This window comes from Mesorhizobium sp. M0119 (assembly GCF_040322615.1).
Taxonomy (GTDB): Bacteria; Pseudomonadota; Alphaproteobacteria; order Rhizobiales; family Rhizobiaceae; genus Mesorhizobium.
The window spans coordinates 166,213-179,518 of the sequence record NZ_JAMYTU010000008.1 but is presented as its reverse complement, the minus strand read 5'-3'; the positions used below and the strand labels follow the sequence as shown (position 1 = coordinate 179,518).

General features: G+C 63.7%; 12 protein-coding genes. 9 read left to right on the top strand and 3 right to left on the bottom strand.

Annotation, left to right across the window (positions count from 1 at the left end; genetic code table 11):
- Positions 1-174: 174 nt before the first annotated feature.
- Together NKJ40_RS10925 and NKJ40_RS10920 are read right to left on the bottom strand one after the other, a co-directional pair.
- Entirely contained in the window at positions 175-585 is a 411-nt protein-coding gene (locus NKJ40_RS10925) for a cupin domain-containing protein (RefSeq protein WP_352466106.1), read from the bottom strand.
- A gap of 49 nt (positions 586-634) precedes the next feature.
- The gene (locus NKJ40_RS10920) at positions 635-1,306 is read right to left on the bottom strand and encodes a TetR/AcrR family transcriptional regulator (RefSeq protein WP_352466105.1); all 672 of its coding nucleotides are present in this window, start codon (positions 1,304-1,306) and stop codon (positions 635-637) included.
- 206 nt (positions 1,307-1,512) lie between these two features.
- Here NKJ40_RS10920 and NKJ40_RS10915 point away from each other — a divergent pair, with 206 nt between their 5' ends.
- The 4 genes from NKJ40_RS10915 to NKJ40_RS10900 all read left to right on the top strand — a co-directional run bounded on the left by NKJ40_RS10915 (position 1,513) and on the right by NKJ40_RS10900 (position 6,439).
- Complete coding sequence (locus NKJ40_RS10915) at positions 1,513-2,271, top strand: GntR family transcriptional regulator (protein ID WP_352466104.1); 759 nt, start codon at positions 1,513-1,515, stop codon at positions 2,269-2,271.
- Positions 2,272-2,287: 16 nt separating this feature from the next.
- Complete coding sequence (locus tag NKJ40_RS10910; RefSeq protein WP_352466103.1) at positions 2,288-3,394, top strand: mandelate racemase/muconate lactonizing enzyme family protein; 1,107 nt, start codon at positions 2,288-2,290, stop codon at positions 3,392-3,394.
- Positions 3,395-3,606: 212 nt separating this feature from the next.
- Entirely contained in the window at positions 3,607-4,929 is a 1,323-nt protein-coding gene (locus tag NKJ40_RS10905) for an NAD(P)H-dependent oxidoreductase (protein WP_352466102.1), read from the top strand.
- A 19-nt stretch (positions 4,930-4,948) separates the two neighbouring features.
- On the top strand, positions 4,949-6,439 hold the full coding sequence (locus NKJ40_RS10900) for a xylulokinase (protein WP_352466101.1): 1,491 nt from the start codon (positions 4,949-4,951) through the stop codon (positions 6,437-6,439).
- Between the two features lie 259 nt (positions 6,440-6,698).
- Here the strand turns inward: NKJ40_RS10900 and NKJ40_RS10895 are convergent, their stop codons facing one another.
- Positions 6,699-7,661 (bottom strand): sugar-binding transcriptional regulator, encoded by a 963-nt coding sequence (locus tag NKJ40_RS10895; protein WP_352466100.1) that lies wholly within the window; start codon positions 7,659-7,661, stop codon positions 6,699-6,701.
- A 265-nt stretch (positions 7,662-7,926) separates the two neighbouring features.
- Here NKJ40_RS10895 and NKJ40_RS10890 point away from each other — a divergent pair, with 265 nt between their 5' ends.
- From NKJ40_RS10890 to NKJ40_RS10870, 5 genes are all read left to right on the top strand, one after another.
- Positions 7,927-8,937 carry an ABC transporter permease gene (locus NKJ40_RS10890; RefSeq protein WP_352466099.1) on the top strand — a complete coding sequence of 337 codons (1,011 nt, stop codon included), beginning with the start codon at positions 7,927-7,929 and terminating at the stop codon, positions 8,935-8,937.
- A 150-nt stretch (positions 8,938-9,087) separates the two neighbouring features.
- On the top strand, positions 9,088-10,026 hold the full coding sequence (locus tag NKJ40_RS10885) for a sugar ABC transporter substrate-binding protein (protein WP_292653899.1): 939 nt from the start codon (positions 9,088-9,090) through the stop codon (positions 10,024-10,026).
- Between the two features lie 33 nt (positions 10,027-10,059).
- Positions 10,060-11,568: a sugar ABC transporter ATP-binding protein gene (locus NKJ40_RS10880; RefSeq protein WP_352466098.1), complete on the top strand. Its 1,509-nt coding sequence runs from the start codon at positions 10,060-10,062 to the stop codon at positions 11,566-11,568.
- A gap of 126 nt (positions 11,569-11,694) precedes the next feature.
- The gene (locus tag NKJ40_RS10875) at positions 11,695-12,459 is read left to right on the top strand and encodes an SDR family oxidoreductase (RefSeq protein ID WP_352466097.1); all 765 of its coding nucleotides are present in this window, start codon (positions 11,695-11,697) and stop codon (positions 12,457-12,459) included.
- A gap of 8 nt (positions 12,460-12,467) precedes the next feature.
- The gene (locus tag NKJ40_RS10870; protein WP_352466096.1) at positions 12,468-13,253 is read left to right on the top strand and encodes an SDR family oxidoreductase; all 786 of its coding nucleotides are present in this window, start codon (positions 12,468-12,470) and stop codon (positions 13,251-13,253) included.
- Positions 13,254-13,306: the final 53 nt, after the last annotated feature.

The following is a 13,306-nucleotide window of genomic DNA, read 5'->3' as shown; positions in this document are numbered from 1 at the left end:
AGCTGTGAAACAGTTTGTGGATCAGCAAACGGCGATATCCATCCAGCCGACGGCTTGTCGCGGCTGCACGTATCACTCGCGCGAAGGCCCGCTTCGACCCTGGATGGATGGACTGCTGGATTTAGGCGGCATAAGCCAGGTCAAATCCTGAGCCTGGCGCAACGGTTTCGCCGGTCAGGCCGCCTGCAGGATCTGGATTCCGTGGCGTCCGGTAAGCTCGATCACGCGGTTAATCATGTCAGCGGTCGGCGGGCCGGAGGGCGCGTCCTTGGATGCAGCCTCTTCGAAGAATGCGATCATCTCGTCGTCGACGATCGCCATGAATATAACCGGCACGGGACCAGCATTGCGATAGCCATGGGGCGCCTTGCCCGGAATGGTGACGACATCACCGGGTTCCACCTCATATTCTTGCGCGACACCATCGATCACTGTCCACATCGTGAGAGTGCCCTCGAGAATGCGGAAAATTTCCGCGGAAGGATGCGTGTGGGGCGGCGTGCCGCTTCCAGGAGGTACCGTGACGTCGATCACGTTGAGTGCCGTCCCAGCGAGCTTTGCCCGGACAGCGACCTGATCGCCCATCACCCAGAAGCCTTGAACCGAATCGGCCGGATGGACCGTCGCTTTGGTCTTATGCCAAGTCACTTGCTTTTCCCTTTCGAACAGCGCCCTGCTGCGATTTTGCCGCATTGAGCAAGGCGCGAATTGCCCAGGCGGCTGCCTCTCCGGCCTCACGGCCGGTAAGACCCCAATAGTCTTTCATCGTCTGCCAGGCAGTGGCGCTGAACAGGAGCTGGATCACGGCCTCAAGCTGGCGCGCCGCCTTCGGGTCCATTCCGTTTGCGACTTGCGAAAGGCTGCTCCGAAAGGCACGTTGCCGCTCACTATTGGCTTGCAGGCGCATCTCGCGCCCGGTAGCACTCGCATGCGAGGCCCTGACTACGCCTTCGATTGCGTCCAACGAGGCGAAAAGGTCGGGAGGAAGATCGATCAGATCCTGCTCCCGCTCAGGCCAGAACCGCACTCCCAGCGAGGCATTGGTGCTGGCCCAAAAGGCTTCCAGAAGCGCTTCCTTCGTCGGGAAGTGGCGGAAGATCGTCCTTCGGTTCACGCCCGAAACCTCGGCAACCTCATCGAAGCCAAGGAGGCTGTACGGATTTTGCTCCAGGATCGTTCGAATGGACGCGAGGATGCGCTCGCGCGTCGCCTGCGCCTGCTCCGCCCGCAGCGGGCTCTCGTATTTCTGAGTCATCATTTGTGAATTCATGTCACTGCTAGTGACACAAAGGTTCCCAGTCGTCAATGGACATTGCGAAGGCTACGCACCAGTCCGTTTCCCGCTGCGAGAAGCCAGCTGACGCTCAGCGAGGCGAGCGGGAAGGCTTGCATGGCCAGGCTGGCTGAGGCCGGAAGAGCGCCAATGTCATGCAGGATCGACAATCCAGAAATTCCTCTTGTTAGATTGTCGACAATCTGCTTGTGTCGCTTTTGGTCTCGTGGAGCAGCCGGATGGCAAAGCTGGATTTCAATCCGATCGCCGATACGACACGCAGGGCAGAGATCGTCGCGCTGCTCCGGCGGGCGATCCTGACCGGCCAGCTGGAGCCGGGGCAGAAGCTCAACGAACTCAGGATTTCCGAGCAGATGCGGGTGAGCCGCGCGCCGCTGCGCGAGGCGATGCGCGAACTGGTGCAGGAAGGCATCCTGACCAGCATCCCCTACGCCGGAACCTTCGTCATCGACGTTACCGCCAAGGATATCGACGATGCCTATTCGCTCAACAAGGTGCTGGACGAATTCGCCATCGCGCGGACCTGGCCGCTTCGTGACCAGCGCTTCTTCGACGAACTCGACCGGCGCCATGCGGCGGTGAAGCAGGCGACGCGCGAACTGGACACGACGCGGCAGATCGAAACGGCGCTGCAACTGCATGGCCTGATCCACGAATGGGCCGACAATTCGGTGCTGCTTGAAACGTGGCAACGGCTGACCAGCCGGCTGCAGATGTATTTCGCGTTGCACCAGCGGGCGCGCAACGAGCCGGTGCCTGCCGAAGATGCTCACGAGACCTATGTGCGGTTGCTCAAGGGCACCGACATGCGCGCTGCACAGCGCCACGCCAAGGAGCATATCGACCTCGATTTCGAAGAACTGCTGGCCTATGCGCGCGGGCTGGAACAGCGCGGCTCAAAGGGCGCCGGCGCCAATCGTGCCGGCCGCCTAAAGGCGGCTGAGCCAGACAAGTTTGGCGGTCATCCCGGAAAATAGGCAACGGACAGAAAACGTGCAGATCAAAACCATCAAGGCCTACCATGTCGTGCAGCCCTTCGTCGACGGGCCTTACCGCATGTCCAAGGGGCGCGTCGCCGATGCGTTCGACGCGGTAATCGTCGCGGTCACCGCCGACAGCGGGCTCACCGGCTGGGGCGAGATGGCGCCGCTCGGCAATTTCTATTCGCCGGCCTTCGCCGCCGGCACGCGCGCCGGCGTCGTCGAGATCGCGCCGCATCTCATCGGCCATGATCCACGCGGGCTTGCCAGTATCAACAGGCTGATGGATACGGTGTTCAAGGGCCATCCCTACATCAAGTCGGCGCTCGACATGGCATGCTCGGATCTTGCGGCGCGCGCCGCCGACGTGCCGCTGGTCACCCTGCTTGGCGGACGCGAAAGCGAGACGGCCGAACTCTACAAGGTCGTCACCCACGGCACGGTCGATGCGATGGCAGCACTTGCCAAGCGCATCGTCAACGACGGCTTTCACCGGCTGCAGGTCAAGGTTGGCGGCAACGTCCATGACGACATCGAACGCGTCACAGCCGTCGCCGCCGCGGTGCCGAAGGGCACCGTCATCTTCTGCGACGCCAATGCCGGCTGGACCCCTTACCAGGCGCGCCAGTTCGCCGATGCGACGCGCACCATCGACTACACGTTCGAGCAGCCCTGCACGACGATCGACGAATGCCTGTCGGTGCGCCGCTCGCTCGACAAGCCGATGGTGCTCGACGAATCCGTCGCGTCGCTGGACGATATGCTCGACATCCATCGCAAGGGCGCCGCCGATGGGCTGACGCTGAAGATCTCGCGGCTCGGAGGAGTAACCAAAACGCGCCAGATCCGCGACCTTGCCGTCGACCTGGGCTTCATGATCACGGTCGAGGACACTGGCGGCGCCGAGATCGACACCTCGGCCATGGCGCATCTGTCGCTGTCGACGCCGGAGGAGCGCCGGCTGCACGCCATCGCCTTTCACGAATGGGTGACGGTGCGCACCGCATCCAACATGCCGCCGGTTTCGGGAAGCCGCATGGGCATTCCGGACGGGCCGGGACTCGGTATCGATGTCGTTCCCGACCTGCTCGGCGCGCCCTTCTTCGAGATCGGCAGCTGAGCGAATAAGGCTGCACCCAATCAACCTGAATATGCCGCGTCCTTCTGACTGCAGAGGCACGGCCGTGTGGATTGACCGCTCATCCAATCGTCTTCGGCCGATTGCAGGGCGACAATGCCCAATTGCCGGTTGAAATATTTTTCATTTGGAAATAGAAATGTTCAAAACGCTGATTTGGACGCTGCGGCGCGTCAGGAACTGGAGGAAGCGACATGTCCCATCCGCAATTTGCAGCGGAACTTCTGCAGCGCGCTGAACAGCAGGGACCGATCACCATCGGGCTTGCCGGCGCCGGGCAAATGGGCACCGACATCGTCGTCCAGGTCGCGCTGATGCCGGGCATGCGGATCGGCGCTATTTCCGAAGTCAGGCCGCAGGCAGCGATCGACGCGGCGCTGCTCGCTGGCCACGACCGTTCCGACATCGTCCAGGCCGGCAATGCGGCAGCGATCGACCGCGCCATCGAGGCCGGCAAGATCGCGGTGACCGAAGATTTGCATGCGCTGGCGGCGGCCGGCCGTATCGACGTCATCATCGACGCGACGGGCAATCCCAATATCGGCACGCTGTTCGCGCTCGAAGTGATGAAGAACGGCAAGCACATCGTCATGCTCAATGTCGAGGCCGACATCACCATCGGCCGTTTCCTCAAGGACGAAGCGCGCAAGGCCGGCGTCGTCTATACCGGTGCGGCCGGCGACGAGCCGGCCTGCACGCTGGAGATCATCGGCTTTGCCAAAAGCCTCGGCTTCAACATCATCGCCGCCGGCAAGGGCAAGAACAATCCGCTGAAGATCGACGCCATGCCGGCCGACTACGAGAAGGAGGCGGCAGAGCGCAACATGAATGCGCGCATGCTGGTCGAATTCGTCGACGGCTCGAAGACGGCGATCGAGATGGTGGCGATCGCCAATGCGACGGGCCTGGTGCCCGACGTGCCGGGCATGCACGGCCCAACTGCAACGCTGGAGGAACTGGCCAGCGTGCTCTGCCCGCGCGAGGATGGCGGCGTGCTGCATCGCAAGGGCGTGGTCGACTATTCCATCGGCAAGGGCGTCGCGCCCGGCGTGTTCTGTATCATCGAGACCCGGCATCCGCGTGTGCTGGAGCGCATGATCGATCTCAAGGTCGGCAAAGGCCCGTATTTCACGATCTTCCGGCCCTATCATCTGACCAGCCTGGAAGTGCCGCTGTCGGCGGCGCGCGCGGTGGTCTACAAGCGCGCCGACATGGAGCCGCTCGACCATCCGGTCGCCGAGGCGGTGGCGGTTGCGAAGAGCGATCTTGGCGTTGGCCAGTCGCTCGGTATGATCGGCGAAAACGATTATCGCGGCTTCGCTATGACGTGGAAAGATGCACGCGCCCGCGGCGCCCTGCCGCTTGGCCTTGCCGAGCGCGCCAAGGTGGTCAAGCCGCTCAAGACCGGCGATTTCCTGACCTATGAAAATTGTGTACCGGACGATTCGATGGTGATAACCCAGATCCGCCGTCGTCTCGACCAGTCGGACGGACGGTTTGCTACCAACGCGGCCTGACCCGCCGGATCTCCGCTTGATGGACGATGTCGTAATCGGGATCGACGCCTCGACCACGGCCGTGAAGGCGATTGCCTTCACCCGCGACGGCGAGGAGCTGTTCCAGGCGCGCGAGACCTATCCGCTTTCAAATCCGAAGCCCGGCCATTTCGAGCAGGACGCCGAACATTGGTGGACGGCGCTGCTTGGGGCATTGAAGCAGGTCACCGAGGCGGTCGGCGCTGCGCGGGTGGCGGCGATCTGCATTGCCCACCAGCGCGAGACCTTCACGCTGGTCGACAGCGCCGGCAAACCACTCATCCCTGCGATCCTGTGGCTGGACGAACGCGCCCGGCCTCAGGTTATCAATCTTTCGGCCGAACTCGGCCGCGAGGCGATCCGCGACTGGAGCGGCAAGCCGCCGGACCCGACGCCGGCGCTGTATGCGATCGCCTGGCTTGCCGAATACCAGCCGCAGGTGCTGCACCAGGCAGCAGCGCTGGTCGACGTGCACGGATTCTTCGTTCAGCGGCTGACCGGGCGATTGGTCACCAGCACCGCAAGTGCGGATCCGCTCGGGCTGCTTGACGTCGAGAAAGGTACCTGGCATCCCCGCCTCGTTGCGGCCGCCGGACTGCAGATGGAGCAATTGCCCGAGCTGGTCGCGCCGGGTGCAATTTGCGGCGGGCTTTCCGCAAGCATAGCGCAACTGACCGGCCTGAGGGCCGGCACGCCGGTTGTGGCAGGAGCCGGTGACGGGCAAGCTATGGGCCTCGGCATGGGCGTCTACGGCGAGGGCAAGAGCTATCTCTCGCTCGGCTCCGGCGTGGTCAGCGGGTGCTATTCCGGCAAGGTGAAAACCTCGGACGCCTTTCGAACGCTGGTCTCGCCGACCGGCTCCGGTTTCATGCTGGAGACCGTGCTGCGCTCGGGCATGCAGCTGGTCGACTGGATCGTTCGCACCACCGGTTCGCCCTCGGCGGCGGCGCTGGAGAAAGCGGCGCTGGATGTTGCCGCAGGCAGCGAGGGCCTGCTCATCATGCCTTATTGGGCCGGCGTCATGAGCCCGTATTGGGACGGTGCGGCGCGCGGCGCCATTGTCGGCCTGTCGCTCGATCACCGGCCGGAGCATCTTTTCCGCGCTGTCCTGGAAGGCATCGCCTTCGAGCAGGCGGTTGCCACCGAGGCCATGGAAGCCCAGGCCGGCAGCAAACCGGCGGCGATGATTGCCGCCGGCGGCGGCACCAATTGCGCGCTGCTCATGCAGATCATGGCCAGTGTGCTGGAACGACCGCTCTCGGTTTCGCCGGTCAACGAAGCCGCCGCACTCGGCGCCGCCATGCTGGCGGCTGCGGCTGTTGGCTGGTTTGCCTCGCCGGAAGCTGCCGCAAAGACGATGGCCGCGCAGCCGTCAAGACAGGTCAACCCCGTCAAGGCCCTGGTCCCGACCTATCGCGCCCGCAAAGAAATCTACCGCGACCTCTATCACGCGACGCGGGACATCCACGCGCGGCTGGATGAGGTTGGGTAGGTTTAGTTAGCGAGATGCTGGCGGGACAGCGCCCCCCTCTGTCCTGCCGGACATCTCCCCCTCTTGGGGGGAGATCACGCGCTCAGCCGCGTTCGCCAATCTCCAACGTTGCAGGATGAGCGCCGGCGCCAAAGCTGCCAATCTCCCCCCAAGAGGGGGAGATGGCCGGCAGGCCTGAGGGGGGCGCGAAGGATCGCAACAGAACGGAATTACGGATGCTGCATTTGAGATCAGACTGAGACCTGCGACACAACAGATATCAGCGACCCAGCAAGCCTTTCGCCGCGTCTTCGTCAGTGATCAGAACCGAAACCTTGGTGTTGGCGAGCGCCGCCCGCATCACCGCAACCTTCTCGCTGCCTCCCGACACCAGGATGATGCTCGGGATATCCGACAGATCCTGCAGCGGATAGGCGCAGACGCGGCGGTTGACCTCGTGGTCGACCGGGCGGCCCTCGGCGTCGATGAAATGACACAGAATATCGCCGACGGCACCGGCCGCCTGCAGTTCCTCGAGTTCGCTTGGCTTGATGAAGCCGTAATTGGCGATCGGGCTGTCGTTGGAAAACGAGCCGACGCTGAGCACGGCGATGTTTGCCCGGCGTGCACGGAAGACGACGTCCTGAACGCTGCGCTGGCTCATGAACGCGTCGCGCTGCTCCGGCCTGTCGGCGTAGACCGGCACCGGCAGCAGGAAGCACTCCGCACCGATCTTTTCGGCGAAATCCCAGGCGCTTTCTGTCGGGTTGAGCGGCTGGGCATGGGTGAGGCCGCCAAGCATCGAAACCACCGTCGTCCTGGCGATGGGCCGCCGCGGCAATTCATTGATGGCGAATTTCAGTGTCCGCCCCCAGCCGAGTGCGATGACATCGCCGGCATTCACGTGGTCGGCCAGGTACGCGGCAGCGGCGTGGCCGATCATCAGCGGCGCGTTGCTTCGGTCGGCCGCCGACGGCACGACAACAGCCTGGCTGAGCCCGAACCGCTGCTTCAGGCTTTCCTCCAAAACCACGCATTCGACGACGCTGTCGCGGATGCGAAACTGGACGACACCCTCTTCGCGGGCGGCGGAGAGAATGCGATGAACCTTGATGCGGCCGACGCCGAGAATTTCGGAAATCCGCTCCTGTGTAAGACCCTCGACATAATAGTGCCAGGCGGCGCGGGCCTTGAGTTCGGCGTCTGGGAAGCGCGAGGCTCTTTCGTTCTCTACGATCGTCATCTGTTTGCCTTGCCGCAGCCGCCGGCTCTGCTCATGATATTCCAATCCGGCGACTTCGAAATGCCCAAGATTTCGGAGACCTTGCGTAAGGCAAACCGGCGGACAGCGCAAACCCGTCGTCGAATGAAGCGGCAGGCCTTGACAATTTTCCGACGAACAGTTTAGCTGAACAAAATTGCATGCTAAAGATAAATTGTTCACAGGGAGGGGCTGGTGAACAAAGTGGCCCGGTGATGCAGCGCCGGATTGCTGTGGAGGAGACAAAGTGGCTGTGAGCAACGACGCAAGCGAGTTGAAGGCAGGCTCTGGCGCGCAGGTTACGGCGGGCGCAAGGTTTTCGGCTGTCTTTGCCGGAACCATGGGTCCGCTGATCGGACTGGTTCTGCTGTGCCTGGCGCTCTCGCTGACCACCGACACCTTCCTGACTGTCCGCAACATCCTCAATGTGCTCGACCAGGTCACCGTGCTCGGCATCATGGCGATCGGCATGACGCTGGTCATCCTGATCGGCGGCATCGACCTGTCCGTCGGCTCGGTGCTGGCGCTAGCTTCCATGGTGATGGGCTTCGTCGCCCATCCGGACTATCTCAATCTCGGCCTGCCGGCCGGCATCGCCGCAGCCCTCGTCGTCGCCGGCCTTTGCGGGCTGGTTTCGGGCCTGCTGGTGACGGTCACCAAGCTGCCGCCCTTCATCGCCACGTTGGCCATGATGTCGGTGGCACGCGGCCTCGCCAACATGATCACCGACGGCTCGCAGATCGTCGGCTTTCCCGACTGGTTCACAAGCCTGTCGATCATCCGCCATTTCGGATTCCTGTCGGTCACCGTCGGGCTGATGATCGTGCTTGCTGTCATTTTCGCGATCTTCCTGAACTACCGCGCCACCGGCCGCAGCCTCTACGCAATCGGCGGCAGCGCCGAAGTCGCCCGGCTGTCCGGCATACCGGTCAAGTCGCTGACAAACTGGGTCTATGCGATCTGCGCCGTGCTCGCCGGTCTCGCCGGCATCGTGCTCGCCGCCCGGCTCGATTCCGTCCAGCCAAGCTCCGGCCTCGGCTACGAACTCGACACGATCGCGGCGGTGGTAATCGGCGGCGCCAGCCTGTCGGGCGGCGTCGGTTCGATCGGCGGCACCGCCATCGGCGTCCTCATCATCGGCGTGCTGCGCAACGGGCTCAACTTGCTCGGTGTCTCGCCCTTCATCCAGCAAGTGGTTATCGGCGTGGTGATCGCGCTGGCGGTGGCCACCGACACGTGGCGGCGCCGAGCACAATGAAGAATGGGGCACAATGAAGAATTGGGCTCAATGAGATTCACCCGGATATTCGGGCGAAAACGGATCGGTGATCCGAAACTGGGAGTTGTTCGGCCAAGGGGCGCCGCGATGCGCGGGCAGGACAGATTGAACATCAACGGAGGAATAAACATGCTGACCAAACGTTCATTGCTGCTTGCCGCCGCGGCCGTCATCCCGCTGCTTAGCCTGTCCGATATGGCCTCGGCCAAGGAGGCCAAGAAGCTCGGCCTCGCCGTCGCCAATCTGCAGGCCGACTTCTTCAACCAGATCAAGCAGTCCGTCGAAGCTTACGGCAAGGAAAAGGGGATCGAGGTCGTCACCGTCGACGCCAAGGGCGATTCGGCGACCCAGGTCAGCCAGGTGCAGGACCTGATCACGCAGAACATCGATGCGCTGATCTACATTCCAGCCGGCGCCACCGCCGCCACCGTGCCGACCAAGACCGCCAAGGCTGCCAGCATCCCAGTCATCAATGTCGACCGCAACGCCGACGGCGCGCCCGGCGACACCTTCATCGCCACCAACAGCGTGGCCTCGGCCAAGGCGGTTTGCGACTACATCGCCAAGCAGGCCGGCGGCAAGGGCGAGCTGATCATCATCCACGGCCAGAAGGGTACGACGCCCGAGGTCGACCGCTCGAAGGGCTGCGGAGAAGCGCTGAAGGGCTATCCCGACATCAAGGTGGTCGGCGAATTGTGGAGCGAAGGCTGGCACCAGGACGAAGGCTTCAAGCTGACGCAGGATCTGTTGCAGTCGCATCCCGACGTGTCGATCGTCATCGGCCAGGCCGATGCGCTGGCGCTCGGTGCGGCGCAGGCCGTCAAGGTCGCCAATCCCGGCCACAAGGTCTGGGTTGCCGGCTTCGACGGCGACGTGGCGGCGCTCAAGGCACTGAAGGACGGCGTTTTCGACGTGACCGCGACGCAGCAGACCCAGGGCATGGGCCGGCTAGCCGTCGATGCAGCAATCAAGCTGGTGGCCGGCGAGACCATTCCCGCCGAACAGCTGCAGGATGCGACGCTGACCACCAAGGACAATGTCGAGCAGTTCATCGCCAAGCATCCCTGATTGAGACCAGTCCGGCAGTCGACGAGCGCAACGATGTCCACCGATCCTCGCCACACGCACAGCCCCCATAACGGGCTCGTCGTCAGCGGCCTCTGCAAGAGCTACGGGCCGGTGCAGGTCCTGGCCGATGCGAGCTTCGAGGTGGGGCCGGGCGAGGTCGTGGCGCTGCTTGGCGAAAACGGCGCCGGCAAATCGACTGTCTCAAACATCATCGCCGGGTCGACCAAGCCCGATGCCGGCACCATCACCTGGCGGGGGAACCCTTATTCCCCCGCCAATCCTGCCGCGGCGATCGACGCCGGCATCGGCATGATCCACCAGGAGCTGAAGCTCTTGCCCGATCTGTCGGTCGCCGAAAACGTCTATGTCGGGCGCCTGCCGATGCGCAGCGGCCGCATCGACCGCGCGGCAATGAATGCCCGGGCATCGGCCCAGTTGAAGCGCCTCGGCCTCGATGTCTCTCCCGAGCGCAAGGTGCGCACGCTGCGTATCGCCGCCCAACAGCAGGTCGAGATCGCCAAGGCGCTGACGCTCAATGCCGAGCTGCTGATCTTCGACGAACCAACGGCAGCCCTTGGCGGCGAAGAGACGGAGCTCCTGTTCCAGCAAATCCGCAAGCTCAAGGCGGAAGGCATGTCCTTCATCTATATCAGCCACCGGCTGGACGAGATCGCCCAAATCGCCGACCGCGTGGTGGTGATGCGCGACGGGCGCATCGTCGCCCGGCACGAGCGCGCCGACATTCCAGTGCGCACTGTCGTCGAGCAGATGGTCGGCCGCAGCGTCGAGCGGATGTTCCCTACGGTATCGGCGCCGGGCAACGACACGCTGCTCGAGGTCGAGAACCTGTCCTCGCCGGAACGCAGCTTCCAAAATGTCAGCTTTTCGGTGCGGGCCGGCGAAATCCTCGGCATTGCCGGGCTGATCGGCGCCGGACGCACCGAACTGGTGCGGGCGATCGCTGGTGCCGATCCGATCTCATCCGGCTCGGTGCGCGTCGCCGGCAAGCCGGTGCATCTCAATGGCCCGGCGGCGGCGATCAAGGCCGGCGTCGTTCTGGTACCGGAAGACCGCAAGGCACAAGGCGTGGTGCTCGACCAGACGATCGGCGAGAACCTGGCGATCGGCAATTTCGACCATGTCGCGCCGAATGGCTGGGTATTCCCGAAGGCGGTGCAGAAATTCGCCGAGGCTGGTATTCGCCGGCTCGGCGTCAAGGGCCGGCCGAACCAGGAGGTCAGCAAGCTCTCCGGCGGCAACCAGCAGAAAGTGATCATTGCCAAATGGGTGTCGCGCCCGCCCAAGGTGTTCATTCTGGACGAGCCGACGCGCGGCATCGACGTTGGTGCACGCGCCGCGATCTATGATGTCATCGCCGACCTTGCCCGCTCCGGCATGGCGGTGGTGGTGGTGAGCTCCGACCTCGAGGAAGTGCTCGGCCTGTCGCATCGCGTGCTGGTGCTGAGCCGCGGCCGGCAACGCGGCATTCTCGACCGCAGCGAGGCAAGCAACGTCGCCGTCATGGAACTCGCCACGAGCTAGGACGGCCCATCGAAACAAAGCGCAGCAGGTGGTATCCTCCCGGGCACCAGACCGCGCGGGGCGCCAGCAACAGAGTTGGCGCCCCTTTATTTCCGGAGGACGGCGGTTGGAGCAGAGGGACCGACGATGAAACTATTCGAACTTCATGGTGACGTGGCACTTGTGACAGGCGCCGGCAGCGGCATCGGGCAAGCAATCGCCATTGGGCTGGCCGAGGCCGGCGCCGACATCGCTTGCTTCGGCCACGCCTCCAAAGGCGGGCTGGAGGAGACCGCACACCAGATCACCGCATTGGGCCGCAAAGCACTGGTGCTGACCGGCACGGTGACTGCAGAGGCCGATCTCGCGGCCGCGATCGAGCGTACGGAGGCGGAACTCGGCGCGCTGACGGTCGCAGTCAACAATGCCGGAATCGCCGGAGCTGAGCCGGCAGAGACGCTGTCGCTGGAAAAATGGCAGAAGCTCTATGACGTCAATGTCAGCGGCGTGTTCCTGTCCTGCCAGGCCGAGGCCCGCGCCATGCTGACGCGACGCAAGGGCTCGATCATCAACATCGCGTCGATGTCGGGCTCGATCGTCAATCGCGGCCTGACCCAGGCGCATTACAATTCGTCGAAGGCCGCGGTCATCCACATGTCGAAGAGCCTCGCCATGGAATGGGCCGATCGTGGCCTGCGCGTCAATGTCATCAGCCCCGGCTACACGCTGACGCCGATGAACAAGCGGCCGGAGGTCGCCGACCAGGTCAGGATCTTTGAGCGTGACACGCCGATGGGCCGCATGGCGGCGCCGGAAGAGATGGTCGGCCCGACCGTGTTCCTGGCCAGCCGCGCCTCGAGTTTCGTCACCGGCATCGATCTGATCGTCGATGGCGGCTTCGTCTGCTGGTAGGAGAAAAGATGCAGAAGCGATTCCAGGGAAAAACGGCGGTGATCACCGGCGCCAGCGGCGGCATTGGCGCGGCAATGGCCAGGCGCTTCGCGGCGGAAGGTGCTGCGGTCGTCGTCAGCGCCATCGACGCGCGCGTCGACGAGGTTGCCGCCGATCTGAAGGCTGCGGGCGCCAAGGTCGCATCGCTGCGCATGGACGTGACCAGGAAGGACGAGGTCGTCGCCCTCTACGACCTGGCCGAGCAGGAGTTCGGCCGCGTCGACATCTCCGTACAGAATGCCGGTGTCATCACAATCGCCAGGATCGAGGCGATGACCGAGGCCGAATGGGACAAGGTGATGGCGGTCAACACCAAGGGCGTGTTCCTGTGCTGCCAGGAGGCGATCGCGCGCATCCGCAAGCATGGCGATGGCGGCCGGCTGATCAACACCGCATCCGGCCAGGCGCGGCAGGGTTTTATCTACACGCCGCATTATGCGGCCTCGAAATTCGGCGTCGTCGGCATTACCCAGAGCCTGGCAAAGGAAGTGGCCAAGGAGAAGATCACCGTCAACGCGATCTGCCCCGGCATCATCGACACCGACATGTGGGCCTATAACGATGCCGCATGGGGCAAGTTGATGGGCGACTACAAGCCCGGCGAGCTGATGGCCGAATGGGTGAAGAACATCCCGATGGGCCGCGCCGGCAGCGGCGAGGATGTCTCCGGCCTGGTCAGCTTTCTGGCCAGCGACGATGCAGCCTACATTACCGGCCAGACCATCAATGTCGATGGCGGCCTGATCATGTCGTGAGCGGCGGCGCGGGCCAACGTACCATCCGCTGGTATCTGAAAGCCCCTTCGCTG